Annotated in this window: 11 protein-coding genes; 5 read left to right on the top strand and 6 right to left on the bottom strand. The window is 73.5% G+C overall.

The features are described from left to right. The first annotated feature begins 55 nt into the window (after nt 1–55). The 5 genes from queE (at nt 56) to ABT084_RS23555 (ending at nt 5,849) form a co-directional block, all read left to right on the top strand. Nucleotides 56–697, top strand: coding sequence for a 7-carboxy-7-deazaguanine synthase (gene queE, locus ABT084_RS23535; RefSeq protein WP_351047227.1), 642 nt, complete (start codon nt 56–58; stop codon nt 695–697). Continuing rightward, nucleotides 698–1,051: a 6-carboxytetrahydropterin synthase QueD gene (gene queD / locus ABT084_RS23540; RefSeq protein ID WP_351047230.1), complete on the top strand. Its 354-nt coding sequence runs from the start codon at nt 698–700 to the stop codon at nt 1,049–1,051. A gap of 81 nt (nt 1,052–1,132) precedes the next feature. Continuing rightward, the gene (locus tag ABT084_RS23545) at nt 1,133–1,633 is read left to right on the top strand and encodes a hypothetical protein (protein ID WP_351047233.1); all 501 of its coding nucleotides are present in this window, start codon (nt 1,133–1,135) and stop codon (nt 1,631–1,633) included. A gap of 11 nt (nt 1,634–1,644) precedes the next feature. Next, a complete protein-coding gene (locus ABT084_RS23550) occupies nt 1,645–5,268 on the top strand; it encodes an ABC transporter ATP-binding protein (protein ID WP_351047236.1) in 3,624 nt (1,207 codons plus the stop codon). Further along, nucleotides 5,265–5,849, top strand: a complete 585-nt coding sequence (locus ABT084_RS23555) for a MepB family protein (protein WP_351047239.1) — start codon at nt 5,265–5,267, stop codon at nt 5,847–5,849. Before ABT084_RS23550 ends, ABT084_RS23555 begins: the two co-directional genes overlap by 4 nt. A gap of 6 nt (nt 5,850–5,855) precedes the next feature. Here ABT084_RS23555 and ABT084_RS23560 read toward each other — a convergent pair whose 3' ends face one another. The 6 genes from ABT084_RS23560 to ABT084_RS23585 all read right to left on the bottom strand — a co-directional run. Beyond that, nucleotides 5,856–6,575: a thioesterase II family protein gene (locus ABT084_RS23560; RefSeq protein ID WP_351047241.1), complete on the bottom strand. Its 720-nt coding sequence runs from the start codon at nt 6,573–6,575 to the stop codon at nt 5,856–5,858. Nucleotides 6,576–6,591: 16 nt separating this feature from the next. Continuing rightward, the gene (locus ABT084_RS23565; RefSeq protein ID WP_351047243.1) at nt 6,592–7,407 is read right to left on the bottom strand and encodes a winged helix-turn-helix domain-containing protein; all 816 of its coding nucleotides are present in this window, start codon (nt 7,405–7,407) and stop codon (nt 6,592–6,594) included. Between the two features lie 50 nt (nt 7,408–7,457). Beyond that, nucleotides 7,458–8,663, bottom strand: coding sequence for a cytochrome P450 (locus ABT084_RS23570; RefSeq protein WP_351047246.1), 1,206 nt, complete (start codon nt 8,661–8,663; stop codon nt 7,458–7,460). Between the two features lie 124 nt (nt 8,664–8,787). Beyond that, on the bottom strand, nt 8,788–10,131 hold the full coding sequence (locus tag ABT084_RS23575) for an MFS transporter (protein WP_351047249.1): 1,344 nt from the start codon (nt 10,129–10,131) through the stop codon (nt 8,788–8,790). Further along, nucleotides 10,131–11,111, bottom strand: coding sequence for a TauD/TfdA family dioxygenase (locus ABT084_RS23580; RefSeq protein WP_351047252.1), 981 nt, complete (start codon nt 11,109–11,111; stop codon nt 10,131–10,133). Before ABT084_RS23580 ends, ABT084_RS23575 begins: the two co-directional genes overlap by 1 nt. Nucleotides 11,112–11,140: 29 nt before the next feature. Then, nucleotides 11,141–13,600 (bottom strand): condensation domain-containing protein (locus ABT084_RS23585; protein ID WP_351047255.1); only part of this gene is annotated, 2,460 nt, incomplete at its 5' end.

The raw sequence follows: 13,600 nt of genomic DNA on the forward strand, positions 1-13,600 counted from the left end.
CCCGGGCGGCGCCCCGCCCCACACCTCACCACCGCGGCACCAGGAGGCGGCGACAGTGGCCTATCAGGTCAAGGAGATCTTCTACACCCTGCAGGGCGAGGGCGGCCAGGCGGGCCGGCCCGCGGTCTTCTGCCGGTTCGCGGGCTGCAACCTGTGGAACGGCCGCGAGTCCGGGCGCGCCCGGGCGGTCTGCACCTTCTGCGACACCGACTTCGTCGGCACCGACGGAACGGGCGGCGGGTCCTTCGCGAGCGCCGTCGATCTCGCCGCGGCCGTGGCCGGCGCCTGGGGCGGTACGGACCATCCGCGCGCGGCGCCGCTGGTGGTCTGCACCGGTGGCGAACCGCTGCTCCAGCTCGACCAGCCGCTCGTGGACGCCCTGCACGCCGCGGGGTTCGCGGTCGCCGTGGAGACCAACGGGACCTGCCCGGCGCCGGACGGCATCGACTGGCTGTGCGTGAGCCCGAAGGCGGGCGCCGATCTGGTGCTCACCGCCGGGGACGAGCTGAAGCTGGTGTACCCGCAGGCCGGGGCCGAGCCGGAGCGGTTCGAGCAACTGGCTTTCGAGCGGCTGCGGTTGCAGCCGATGGACGGCCCCGAGCGCGATGACCACACGCGCCGGGCCGTGGAGTACTGCCTGGCGCACCCGCACTGGCAGCTCAGCCTGCAGAGTCACAAGTACCTGGGGATCAGATAGATGGAAATCTTCCGCGAATTCACCTTCGAGGCGGCGCACCGGCTCCCGCTGGTGCCCGAGGGTCACAAGTGCGCCCGCTTGCACGGGCATTCGTACCGCGTGGACATCACGGTCAGCGGCGAGGTGTCCGACGACAGCGGCTGGGTGATGGACTTCGGCGAGATCAAGGCGGCCTTCGGCCCGCTGCACGAGGAGCTGGACCACCACTACCTCAACGAGGTGCCCGGTCTGGAGAACCCCACCAGCGAGGTGCTCGCGCGCTGGATCTGGGAGCGGCTGAGCGACGCGTTGCCGCTGTCCTCGGTGACCGTCCGCGAGACCGCGACCTCGGGGTGCGTCTACCGCGGGGCCTGACCCGGCCCGCCGTGCCCGTCCTCCCGGGGCCGGTGGCGCGAGCGCCGCCGGTCCCGCCAGGTGAACCGATCGGAGACCCCCGTGCCAGAGATCATCGACAACCTCGGCGCCCGCCTGCCCCGCCTGCGCGCCTGGGCCGAGGCCCAGCCGCTGGCCGACCTCATCGACGTACCGATCGCGGCCGGCCGGCGCGAGTGCTGGTACGGGCTGGGCATCGACACCTCGGGGCCGGTGCTCGTGCCCGGCCTGGACGACCCGCTCGTTCAGGAGCTGGGGCGGCGCTACCTGCCCCGCTGGAACTCCGGGCTGCTCCTCGCCTACGGGGCCGGTGTGGGCATCAAGCCGCATGTGGACCCGGCCTGCTTCGACGAGTGGGGCGTCACCGTCAACCTCGGCGAGGCCCGCTGGGTGGAGGGGCGCGGCGCGGGCGCCACCACGACGACGCTCCACGACGGGGACGTGATCCGGTTCCGCACCGCCTCGGCGCACGGCGTGGAGCCGGTGAGCCATCCGCGGTACTCGCTGCTCTTCCGCACGATCCTGCCGCACTTCACCGATTCCGCGGCCCTGGCCCGGCGTTGAGCGGGCCCCCGGTGGCGCTCGGGAAGGAGCCGACCGCCGCACCGCACCGGCCGCCGGCCGGCGGGCGGCACTGGGCGCGCCGCCTCGCCGGGTACGCGCGGTACTGCCGCGGCCAGTCGGCGCTCGCGGTGGGGGCGGCCGTCGTGGGGCTGAGCGTCGCGGCCCTGGTCCCGGTCCTGGAGCGGGCCTTCGTGGACCGGGTGGTGGTCGGCGGCGGACCGGCCGGGGCGCTGACGGCGGCTCTCCTCGGCGCGGCCGGGATGGTCTTCGTCACGACGCTGCTGCGGCGGCGCGCGGGCTCCCGGGCGGCGCTGGAGATCCAATTCCGGCTGCGGACCGCCCTGTTCGCGGCGCTGCCCCGGCTGGCGGGCCGGTGGGACACCGCCGAGGTGGTCAGCCGGTCCGCCTCCGACCTGGCCGCGGTGCAGCGCCTCCTGCTGCTCGTACCGACGCTGGTGGGCAACACGCTCTACCTGCTGATCGCGATCACCTGCATGGTGGTCATGTCCTGGCAGCTGAGCCTGCTGGTGCTCCTGGTGGTGCCCCTGTGGGCGCTGTTGTCGCGGCGGTGGCGGCGCCGGCTCGACGAGGCCAACGGCGAGGTGCAGGAACGCACCGCGGACCTGGTGCGGATCGCCGACCGGGTGATCGGGGACGTCGAGGCGGTCAAGGGCTTCGGACAGGAGCGGCGCGAGACGCGTACGTTCGCCACCGCGGCCCGCCGCACGCTCACCGCCCAGCTGCGCCTGGCCCGGCTGCGGGCCCGCTCGGGGCCCGCCCTCGGCGCGCTGACGGCGGCCGCGCAGGTCTGCGCGGTGGGCGGGGGCGGCCTGCTCGCCCTGCGCGGCGAACTGACCCTCGGCACCTACCTGGCCTTCTGCACCTACCTCGAACAGACCTCGGGGCCGGTCCGGGTGTTCACCACCCTGCTCGCCACCGGCCGGCAGTCCCGGACCGGCGCGCTGCGCGTCTTCGAGCTCCTCGACGCCCCGGCGCAGGTGACCGGGCCCGCGGATGCCGCCGCGCCGCCGACCGGTGCGCCCGGGCTCGCGTTCCGGGCCGTGGACCGGGCCGCGGACCGGGCCGTGGACCGCCCGGCTCCGAGCGGGCCCGCCCTGCGCGACTTCACCCTCACCGTCCGCCCGGGCGAGGTCCTGGCCGTGGTCGGCGCGGCCACCGACACCGCCGAAGCCCTGTACCGGCTGCTCGCCCGCCACCGCGACCCGGCCGGGGGCGCACTGCGGGTCGGCGAGCACGACGTACGCCGGTACGCCCTCGCGCCGCTGCGGGCCCTGACCGGCCTGGTGGCGGCCGACCCGGTGCTGTTCCGGGGCAGCGTGCGGGACAACCTGACCCTGGGGCGGCCCGGTGGCACCGGCGCCGAGCCGGCGGCGGCGATACGCGCGGCCGGGCTGACGGGGCTGGTCCGTGACCTTCCGCGGGGTCTGGACACCGAGGTCGGCGAGCACGGCCGCCTGCTGTCCGGCGGGCAGCGTCAACGCATCGCCCTGGCCCGGGCGTTGCTGACTCCGGCGGCCGTGCTGGTCCTCGACGATCCGACCTCGGCCGTCGATCCCGTACAGGAGACCCGGATCCTGGCCGGGCTGCGCGAGGCGCTGCGCGGCCGGACCGTACTGCTCGTCACCCGGCGCCGTCCCGCCGCGCTGATCGCCGACCGCGTCGCGGTGGTGGACGGCGGGCGGGTCGTCGACGTGGGCACGCACGCGGAACTGACCGAGCGCTGCGCCCGGTTCCGCGAGCTGCTCCGGGAGGAGGTGGGGCCGGACGCCGGGCCCGCGGCCGCACCCACACCCGTACCTGTACCTGTACCTGTGGACGGGCCCGCGCCCCCACCCGGCGTCGAGGCCCCCGGCGACGACGCCGGGCCGGGCGCCCTCGTCCGCCGGATGCGCGGCTCCCTGCTCACCGGGCTGCTCCTGGTCGCGCTCTGCACCGGAGCGGACCTGCTGCTGCCCCTGGTCGTCCACAAGAGCGTCGACGGGGGCATCGGCGCGGGGTCCTCCGCCGTGGTGCTGGCCGCCGCGGCGGCCGGGCTCGGTGTCGTGGGCGCGAAGTGGGCGGCCGCCTTCTGGCGGATCCGCAGTACCGAACGCACCGGCGCCCTGCTGCTCCAGGGCCTGCGCCTGCAGGCCTTCACCCGGCTCCAGCGGCTGGGGCTCGACTACTACGACCGCGAGCCGAGCGGCCGCATCCTCACCCTGCTCACCGCCGACGCCGAGGCGGTGGCGGGCCTGCTGCAGAACGGGGCGGCCGTCGCGGTGGTGCAGCTGGTCACGTTCCTCGGGGTGACCGCGGCCCTGCTCGCGCTCGACCTGCGGACCGCGGGCGTGGTCCTCGCCTTCCTGCCGGTACTGGCCGTCGCGGCGCTGGTGTTCCGCCGCGCCTCCGCCTCCGCCTACGGCACCGCCCGTACCCGGCTCGGCGCCCTCAACGCCGAACTCCGCGAGGGTGCCGCGGGGTTGACCACCCTCCAGTCCTGCGGAGCCTGGGAGCGGGCCCGCGCCCGTCACCGCGCCCTCTGCGACGCGCAGCGCCGCGCGCAGCAACGGGCCCAGGACTGCGGTGCCTTGTACTTCCCGCTGACGGAGCTGTGCTCCACCGGCGCGGCGACGGCGGTTCTGACCGTGGGCGCGGGGGCGGTGCGCTCGGGCGCCCTGTCCGTGGGCGCGCTGGTGGCCTGTCTGCTGTACGTGTACCTGTTCTTCGACCCGCTGCGCCAGCTCTCCCAGGTGTTCGACAGCTACCAGCAGGCGTCCGTGGGCCTGCGGCACCTGCGGGAGCTGCGGGCCGTGCCGGTCCTGCCCGCGACCTCCCCGGGCGCCGTACCGGCCCCACCGCTGCGCGGGGAGATCGTCCTCGACGGGGTGGGGTTCCGCTACCCGGGCAGCGACCGGGACGCGCTGAAGGACATCACCCTGAGCATCCCCGCGGGTCAGACCCTCGCCCTGGTCGGTCCCAGCGGTGCGGGCAAGTCCACGCTGGCGAAGCTGGTCGCCCGGTTCCACGATCCGGCCACCGGGGCCGTCCGGGTGGACGGGCACGACATCCGGACCTTCGAGCCGGCCTCGTACCGGCGCAGGCTCGGGATCGTCCCGCAGGAGTCGCGCCTCGTCGCCGAGACCGTCCGTGACGCCATCCGGTACGGGCGCCCGGAGGCCGGTGACGCCGAGGTGGAGCGGGCGGCCCGGGCGGTCGGCGCCCACGCCGCGATCGAGCGGCTGGCCGGCGGGTACGGGCACCCCGCGAGCGGGCGCGGCGGCTCGCTGCCGGTGACCGAGCGCCGGCTGATCGCCCGGGCCCGCGCGGAGTTGGCGGACCCGGACATTCTCCTCCTCGACGAACCGACCACCAGGGGGGCGGGCCCGCGGAGCGCCGCCCGGCCGCGTACGACCGTACTGATCGTGCACGAGCTGGGCACCGCGGCGCGTGCCGACCGCATCGCCGTGCTGGACCACGGCCGCCTCGCGGAGACCGGGAGCCACGCCGAACTGCTCGCCCGTGGCGGCCGGTACGCCGCGCTGTGGGCCGCCTACACGGACGCCCCCGCTCCGGCCCCACCGCGGCAGGGCCCGGCCGTGGGCCGGGCGCGCCCCCATGACAAAGTGGGCGGATGACGACGCACCAGGGGAAACCAGCCGATCGCACGGCCGCCGGGGGCGGGGTGTGGGGAGGCGGCGGCGTCGTGCACGGTGACCTGCTCGCGGCCAAGGCGCTCGTCTACGATCCCTGCGGGTTCGTCTGCTCGGTGCCGGTGGCCGAGGCCGAGAGCGCCGCGTACGGCGCGCACGGGTTCAGCGTCGACGGGCTGGCCGTGCTGTTCCGGACGGCCAAGGTGACGCCGACCAAGGTGGGGCAGTTCGTCACCGTGTGGAAGAGGGCGGCGGGCGGGCCGATCCAGCCGTTCGACCGCGCGGACCCCATCGATCTCTTCGTGATCAGCGCGCGCGACGGGGACCACTTCGGGCAGTTCGTGTTTCCCATGGACGCGCTCCGTCGCCACGGTGTGGTGGCGACGGACGGGCGCGGAGGGAAGCGGGCGTTTCGCGTGTACCCGCCCTGGGTGACCACCGCCAACCGGCAGGCCGGCCAGGCGCAGGCATGGCAGCTGGACCACTTCCTGCACCTGGACCGGGACGCGGGCGTGGACTGCGGCCGGGCCCGCGCGTTCTACCGGAGCGGGCGTGCTGAAGGGTAGACGGGTCTACAGGCCCGCCACCGCGTGGTGGGCCACCTGGGCGGCGTGGTCCGTGAGGTAGAAGTGGGCGCCCTCGAAGAGGTGCGCGGAGAAGGGGCCCTTGGTGGCGCCGGCCCAGAGGGCGGCCTGCTCGGGGGTGATGCGGGGGTCCGCGTCGCCGGAGAAGGCGCGGACTTCCGCGCGCAGGAGCGGGGTGCCGGGCGCGCGGCGGTAGGTGTCGATCAGGCGGTAGTCGTTGCGGATGATCGGGAGCAGGATCTCGCTCAGGTCCGGGCTGTCCCAGACCGCCGCGTTCGTCCCGCCCAGGGCCTTGACCGAGGCGATCAGCTCGGCGTCCGTGTCCTCGGCCACGCCGGCCGGCGTGGCGTCCAGGGCGTGGCCCGAGGCGCAGAGGCGGGTGAAGTGCGTGGCGCCCGAAGCCTCCAGGCGCAGCAGGGCCTCGTAGGCGACCATCGCGCCCATGCTGTGGCCGAACAGCACGGTGGGCAGCGGCGGTTCGGCCGCGAGTTCGGTACTGACGGCCTCCGCCAGCGGGGCCATCTCGCCGACCAGGGGTTCCGTGAAGCGGCTCTCGCGGCCCGGGTACTGGACCGCCAGCAGCTCGACGGACGGGGCCAAGTGCCGGGCCCAGCCACGGAAGTAGCTCGCTCCGCCTCCCGCGTGCGGGAAGCACACCAGGCGCAGGGCGGGCGCGGCCGGGGAGGTGTGGCGGACCAGGTAGGGCATGGCGGGGCTCGTTTCGTCAGCCGAGGATGGCCTCACCCAGTGGGGTGAGGGTGTGGACGGAGGAGTTCTGTCTGCGTTCGGTGGTCACGAAACCGGCGCGGCGCAGGATGGTGATGTGCTTGCTGGCCGAGGGGCTGGAGATCTGGAGCCGGTCGGCTATCTCTCCGGTGGAGCGGGCCTCCTGCAGGGTGGCGAGTACGTCGGCGCGGGTGCGGCCCAGCAGGTCGCGCAGCGCCGATTCACCCTCCTGACCCTGCCACATCGCGGCCGCCGACTCCGGGTCGGGCGTGACGTTGTAGACGAGGATCGGCTGGCCGTGCCAGCCCATGGGGGCGTCGATGAGGAAGGGCTGCGGGGCGAACAGCGAGGGCACGACGGTCATCCCGCGCCCGGCGAGGTCGGCGGTGCGGGCCGACTGGGAGTTGGCGATGCGCAGCACCGGTGATGCCCAGTGGATCGCCTGGTGAAGGCTGTTGAGCACGTGCTCCATGCCGCCGGCCAGCATGGCCCGCCCGCACGCGTCGCGCTCCGCCTTCAGGGAGCGCAGTATCCGGTCCCAGAAGGGTTCGACGGCGGTGCTGTGGAAAAGGTCGCCGTCCCGCGGAACCGGTGACGTCAGGGTTTCCAGCAGGGAAAGCGAGGGTTCCATCGCCGAATGCGCGGTGGATATGCGGCGCATGCGGTGCCGGGTCGTCCGGCGCCATTCGGCGAAACCGTCGCGCTGCTGCTCGGCCAGCCGCCCCCATGCGAAATGCGTCTCGAAAGCAGGGCCGAGCGTGCTGACGACATGAATACGGGCCAAATCCTCGACATTGAGGCGCAGTTCCAGCAAAGCGACGCTCCCCCAGAATGGTCCTCATGATCATAGGCAAATAGCGACAGTCAGCGCCACTCCATCGACACCGTCAGGCTGCTGTAACCCTGCACCAGGTTCGAGCGCATCCAGCGCACATCGCCCCGCAGCCGGACCCCCCGCGCCTCGGTGGCCAGTTGGCGCAGCAGCTCGCGCAGCTCGACCCGGGCCAGCGCGGCGCCCAGGCAGTGGTGGGGGCCGGTACCGAAGCCGAGGTGGCGGTTGGGGGTGCGGTCCGGCAGGAAGGTGTGGGGGTCGGGGAAGAGCCGCTCGTCACGGTTCGCGGCGGACAGCCAGGCCACCACGGGCTGGCCCCGGCGCACCGGGCGGCCGCCGATCTCACAGTCCTCCGTGGCCACCCGCAGGACGTGCGCGGCCGGGGAGGTCCAGCGCACCAGCTCCTCCACGGCCCGGTCGGTCTGCTCGGGGTCCGCGTGCAGGGCGTCCAGGGTGCCGGGGAACCGCTGGGCGACGTGGAAGGCGCCGGTGATCGAGTGCCGGGTCGTCTCGTTGCCGCCGATCAGTACGTTGTCACAGTTGATCAGCACGTCCTCGGTGCTCAGCCGGCCGTCCGCCAGCAGGGCGCTCACCAGGTCCTCGCCGGGCTCCCGCTGACGCCGCTCGATCAGCTCGTGGAAGTAGAAGAGGATCTCCGTGTGGGCCTCGGCGGGCGTCATCTTGTCGAAGGAACTGTCTTCGCCGCCGAAGGCGTGGTTTGTCAACTCGATGAGCTGCTCGCGCTCCGCGATGGGTACGCCGATGACCTCGCACACGATCGCGGCGGGCAGCCGGGGGCCGACTTCGAGGGCGATATCGGTGGTGTCCTCGGACTTCAACCGCTCGATGATCTCCTTGACCTCTTCGCGCAGTACCGATTCCAGTTCGGGTGCCCGCAGCCGGGAAAGGAACGGTCCGATGAGCCGCTTGAGCAGGGAATGCCAACTGCCCTCGCTGACCACGAGCATCCGACCGCCGGAATTGTCGGAGTGCTCGGCGTCGAAGCCGATCATCATGCCGTGTTCGGAGGTGAAGGGGGCTTTCGGGGAAAGGACGGCGGAGACGTCCTTGTGCGAGAAGACCGACCAGAACCCGCTCGGCGAGATGCCGGGCTCGCTCCAGATCACGGCGTCCGAGGCGACGTACTCGCGCCACATCGCGAAGCGGTCGTCGGTGGTGTAGAGGTCCGGGTCCGCCAGGTCGAGCCGCGGGGCGGAGGGAGGTGTCGTGAGGGTCATGGTGGGGTGTCCGTGCCTGTCTTCCGGGTCGGTAAGGAGGTAGGGGTGGGGGTGAGGGTGGGGATCGCCGTGCGGGTCGGGCGGGTCATGCGGGTCGTGCGGGTCCTGCGGATCGCGCGGCGGGTCATGCGGGGGTCTTCTCCCGCGGTGCGTCGGACACCGGTGCGTGCTCCGGCCCGGGGGCCTTGCGCATGACCGGGCTCAGCACGGCCGACAGGGCGATCGCCACCATCACGGCGGCGCACCCCAGCAGCCCGGCAGTCCGGCCCGCGAGGTCGAGCAGCACGCCGCCGCCGAGCGGGGCGATCGCGCCCCCGGCGCCGCTGCAGATCCCGGCGACGCTGATCGCCCGCCCCCGGTGACTGTCGGGGGTGAGCATCAGCAGGTACGTCTGGAAGCACGCGCTGGCCGTGGGCGCGGCGAAGGCGATCGCGCCCAGCAGGATCCCGGGCGTGTAGCCGCCGGGGAGCACCGCGATGCCGACGGTGAGCAGCGCGAACAGCCACAGCACCGCGTGGATGGGCCGGGGGCCCGGCAGCACCCGCATCAGCAGGGGCGCCGCCAGGGCGCCCAGCAGGCCGCCGACGCCGAGCAGGCCCGCCATGAGGCCGATGAGCCCGGCGTTCATGCCGCTGCTCTGCGCGGAGGCGATGACGATGAAGTAGATGGCGCCGAAGAAGAGGTTCGTCGCCGTGGCGTAGCCGAGGGCCAGACGCAGGAACGGGTGGCGGCCGATCCAGCGGATCCCCTCCAGCAGCTCGCCCCGGCCGCTGCCCGGCGCCGCCGCGACCGCGCCGTCGGCCCGTACGGGCTCCCCGTCCGCCGCGACGGGCTCCCCGGCCGCCGGTGGCTGCCGCGGCATGAACAGCAGCAGGACCAGGGCGGCCAGGTGCGCGGCGCAGCCGGCCACGAACGGGAAGGCGTTGCGCAACGCCAGCAGGAACCCGCCCGCCGAGGTCCCGGCGAGCTGGCCCGCGTATGTCCGCGCGGAGTTCATGGCGACCGCCTGCGAGAGCTTCGCCGGTGGCACCAGGCTCGGGATCATCGCCTCGCCCGCCGCCATCATCATCGCCGTCGCCGCCCCGTTGACCAGGGCGAGCGCCACCAGCGCGAGCAGGGACACCTCCCCGGCCCACAGCAGCAGGGCCAGCCCGCCGAAGACCGCGACCAGCGCCGCCTCGCACCACAGCATCACCGAGCGCCGGTCGTAGCGGTCGGCGACCGCCCCGGCGGGCAGCCCCGCCAGGAGCATGGCCGCCGCGTCGACGAAGCCGATGATCCCGGCCCGGGAGGGCGAGCCGGTGATCGCCAGGACGAGCAGCGGCAGCACGATCAGCGAGGTGCTGTACGCGAATTCGCTGAACGCCTGGCTCGTCCACAGGAGGGTGAACCCACGGCCACCGGCCCGCCCCTTCCCCACGACCGCCGCCGGTGCCGGTGCCGGCGACGGGTCCTGTGCCGCCGCCATCAGGCGAGCAGCCGCGAGCGCGACTTGGTGTGCACGTACGTACGGCGCAGGTCGCGCACCATGCTGGTGCGCTTGAGCCAGCGGTCCGTGCCGTCGTAGCGCGGGGTGAAGGTGTCCCGGCCGTGGATGACGCGGTAGTTGTCGATGAACGCGGCCTCGCCGGGGCTGAGGACGACCCGCTCGGCGGCGGCCGCCAGCTGCGCGGCGGCCTCGTTCATGGCCCGCTCGGCCTCGACGTCGCCCACGAGCGGGCTGGTGAAGTCGGCGTCGATCCGCAGGTACGGCGAGTCCTCGGGGCCGAAGAGCACGGACGCCACCTCGTGCGGCCGCTCCTCCAGGGCGGACGGGTTCTCCGCGCTGTGCTCCGGCACCACGTCGTGCGAGTCGTCCGGGAAGAACCGGAACCGGTCCTGGTGCAGCACCTCGCGCAGCGGCTCCGCGACCTCCACCGCGTCGACCGGCGCGACCGTCGTGCCCACCCCGTCGGGGTTGCGCAGGCACATCAGGGCGACGTAGTCACCGCGGCAGGTGTGGAACACGTCCTCGGTGTGCAGGGTCAGCTGCTGCTCGCTGCTGGCACTGGTCAGCGAGGCCTCCTGGCCCTTGGACGGGCAGACGTCGTGGACGAGCCGCCCGTTCTGCTGGCTGGTCCAGGCGAACGGGTCGCCGAGCACGGAGGCGATGAGGAGCAGCACCAGCTCCTCACGGATGGCGGCGCCCTCCTTCTCCGCGATCTGCCAACTCGGCGGTGTGGGGACGAGGTTCTCGTCGACCGGCAGGTTCGCCACCGCGATCACCGCGTCCTCGGCGGCGCGGGAGGCGACGAGGAACTGCCGTACGCCCACCGGGAGTCGCTCCGCCTCGACGCGTATCGCGTCGGCGTATTCCATCGGCTCCCAGACGGGGTGCGCCGCGAGGAAGGCGTCGGCGATGGCCGCCACGCCCTTCTTCTCGTCGTCGCTCAGCACATAACGGGCCATGACAATGTCCTTCCGAATTCCGAATGAGGTCAGTTGCCCGCGATTGCGGCGATCTGCCGCAGGGCGGTGCCGAACTCGTCCGCGAGGGCGCGGACGGTTTCGGGAGAGTGGACGCCGGGGGAATGCATCCAGTCGACGCGCAGCTCGCCGTCGCTGACGGCGGCCACGATGTCGATGAGGTGCGGACGCGGCTGCTCGGGCGCCTGGTCGGCGCCGAGGCCGTCGAACCGGCCCCGGATCAGACCGGTTCCGTCTCCTCCCCCGTCCCACTGACCGAGGTAGTTGAAGCTGATCCGCGGGTGCGGGGTACCGGCGAGGGCGGCGTGCGCCGGGCTGCCGGGTGCCGACAGGTAGCGCAGGGCGCCGTAGCCGATGCCGCGCCCGGGGAGTTTGCGCAGGCCCTTGCGGACCGCCTTCAGGGCCGGGGCCCAGTCGCCCGCGGGGACGTCGAGGGTGACGGGGTAGATGGTGGTGAACCAGCCGACCGTGCGGGAGAGGTCGATGTCCTCGAACAGCTCCTCGCGGCCGTGGCCTTCGAGGGCGATGGTGACGGGCTCGCCCGCCCAGTCGCCCAGTACCCGGCCGAGCGCGCCCAGCAGCACGTCGTTGATCCGGGTCCGGAACACCGCGGGCGCCTTCTGCAGCAGGGCTTCGGTCTCCGCGCGGCCGAGCCGTACGGTCTCCACCGCCAGGTCGCCGTATCCGGCGCTGCGCGTGTCGTGTCCGGCGCCGGGAGCCGCGGCCTTGCGCCAGTACGCCGTCTCGTGGTCGAAGCCGCCCTCGCGGACGTGGTCGGCGAGGCGCCGGGCCCACTGCTGGTAGCTGCTCGACTTGGCGCCCAGGTCGACGGCCGTACGGCCCGCCGCGAGCTGCTCGTACGCCGTGGCGAGGTCCTCCAGGACCACGCGCCAGGACACCCCGTCCATCACCAGGTGGTGGACGGCGAGGAACAGCCGGGGCGCGGGGTCGGCGGGCAGGCGCAGGAACACGCCCTTCACCAAGGCTCCGGCCGTCGGGTCGATGGCGCGCTGGGCTTCCGACGCCGCCTGGTCGAGGGCCTCTTCGAGCGGGGCGCCGGCCGGGATGTCCCGGACGGCGAGCAGCTCGGGTACGGCCTCTCCGTACTGCTGGGTCCAGGCGCCGGACGCGTCCTGCGCGAAGCGCATGCGCAGCGCGTCGTGGTGGGCGACGACCGCGGCCAGGGCCCCGGCCAGCAGCGCGGGGTCGGTGTCCGGGGCCAGGCCCACGTGCACGGACATGGCGTACTGCCGCGGGTCGACCGTGTGCTCCTCGAAGAACCACCGCTGGATCGGCGTCAGTTCGACCGATCCGGCCACCTCGGCCGGCTCCGCCCCTCCCTCGCCGACGGCGTCGTCGGCCGGAGCGGTGCGCTCGACCACGGCGGCCAGCTCGGCCACGGTCTGGTGGACGAACAGCAGCTTCGACGTGAGGCGCAGCCCGGCCTGGCGGGCCCGGGAGATCAGCTGGATGGAGAGGATCGAGTCCCCGCCGAGGTCGAAGAAGTTGTCGTGGACGCCGACCTTGTCGACCCCCAGCACCTCGGTCCATACGGTCGCCAGCGCGTCCTCGACGTCATCGCGCGGGGCGATGTACTCCGTGCCGAGCTGCTCGGTCTGGACCTCGGGAGCGGGCAGGGCCCGCCGGTTCACCTTGCCGCTCGGAGTGAGCGGGAGCCGGTCGAGGGTGACGAACACGGCCGGGACCATGTAGTCCGGCAGCGACCCGCCCAGATGGGCCCGCAGCTCACCGGTGGACAGAACGGTGTCCGAGACGAGGTAGGCCACCAGCCGCTTGTGCCCGTCCGCGCCCTGGTGGGCGGTGACCACCGTCTCGCGGATCCGCGGGTGGCCCACCAACGCGGTCTCGATCTCACCGAGTTCGATCCGGAAACCGCGGATCTTCACCTGGTCATCAGCGCGCCCCAGGTACTCCAGAGTCCCGTCCGCCCTCCAACGCGCCACGTCGCCCGAGCGGTACATCCGCTCCCCCGGCGCACCGAACGGGTTCGCCGGGAACCGCTCCTGCGTCAGCTCGGGCCGGTGCAGATAACCCCGCGCCAGACCACCACCCGCCACATGGATCTCACCCGCGACACCCACCGGCACCGGAGCACCCCGCTCATCCAGCAGGAACACCCGGTAGCTCGGCAACGGACGACCCGCCGGAAGCCTGCCACCCGCCGCCATGTGCGCCGCGGTGATCTCCTGGTACGTGACGTGCACCGTCGTCTCGGTGATCCCGTACATGTTCACCAACCGGGCCGCGGAAGCGGGGAACCGCTCGAACCAGCCGAGCAGGTGCTTCGGCTCCAGCGCCTCACCGCCGAAGATCACCCACCGCAGGTCGGACAGCTGCTCGCCCGCACTGCCCACCAGCTCGCGGAACATCGACGGCGTCTGGTTGAAGACGGTCACGCCCTCGTCCCGCAGCAGCTCCCACATCAGCTCCGGGCTGCGCGCCGTGTCCTG

The organism is Streptomyces sp. NPDC002138, from assembly GCF_040296485.1.
Classification (GTDB): Bacteria; Actinomycetota; Actinomycetes; order Streptomycetales; family Streptomycetaceae; genus Streptomyces.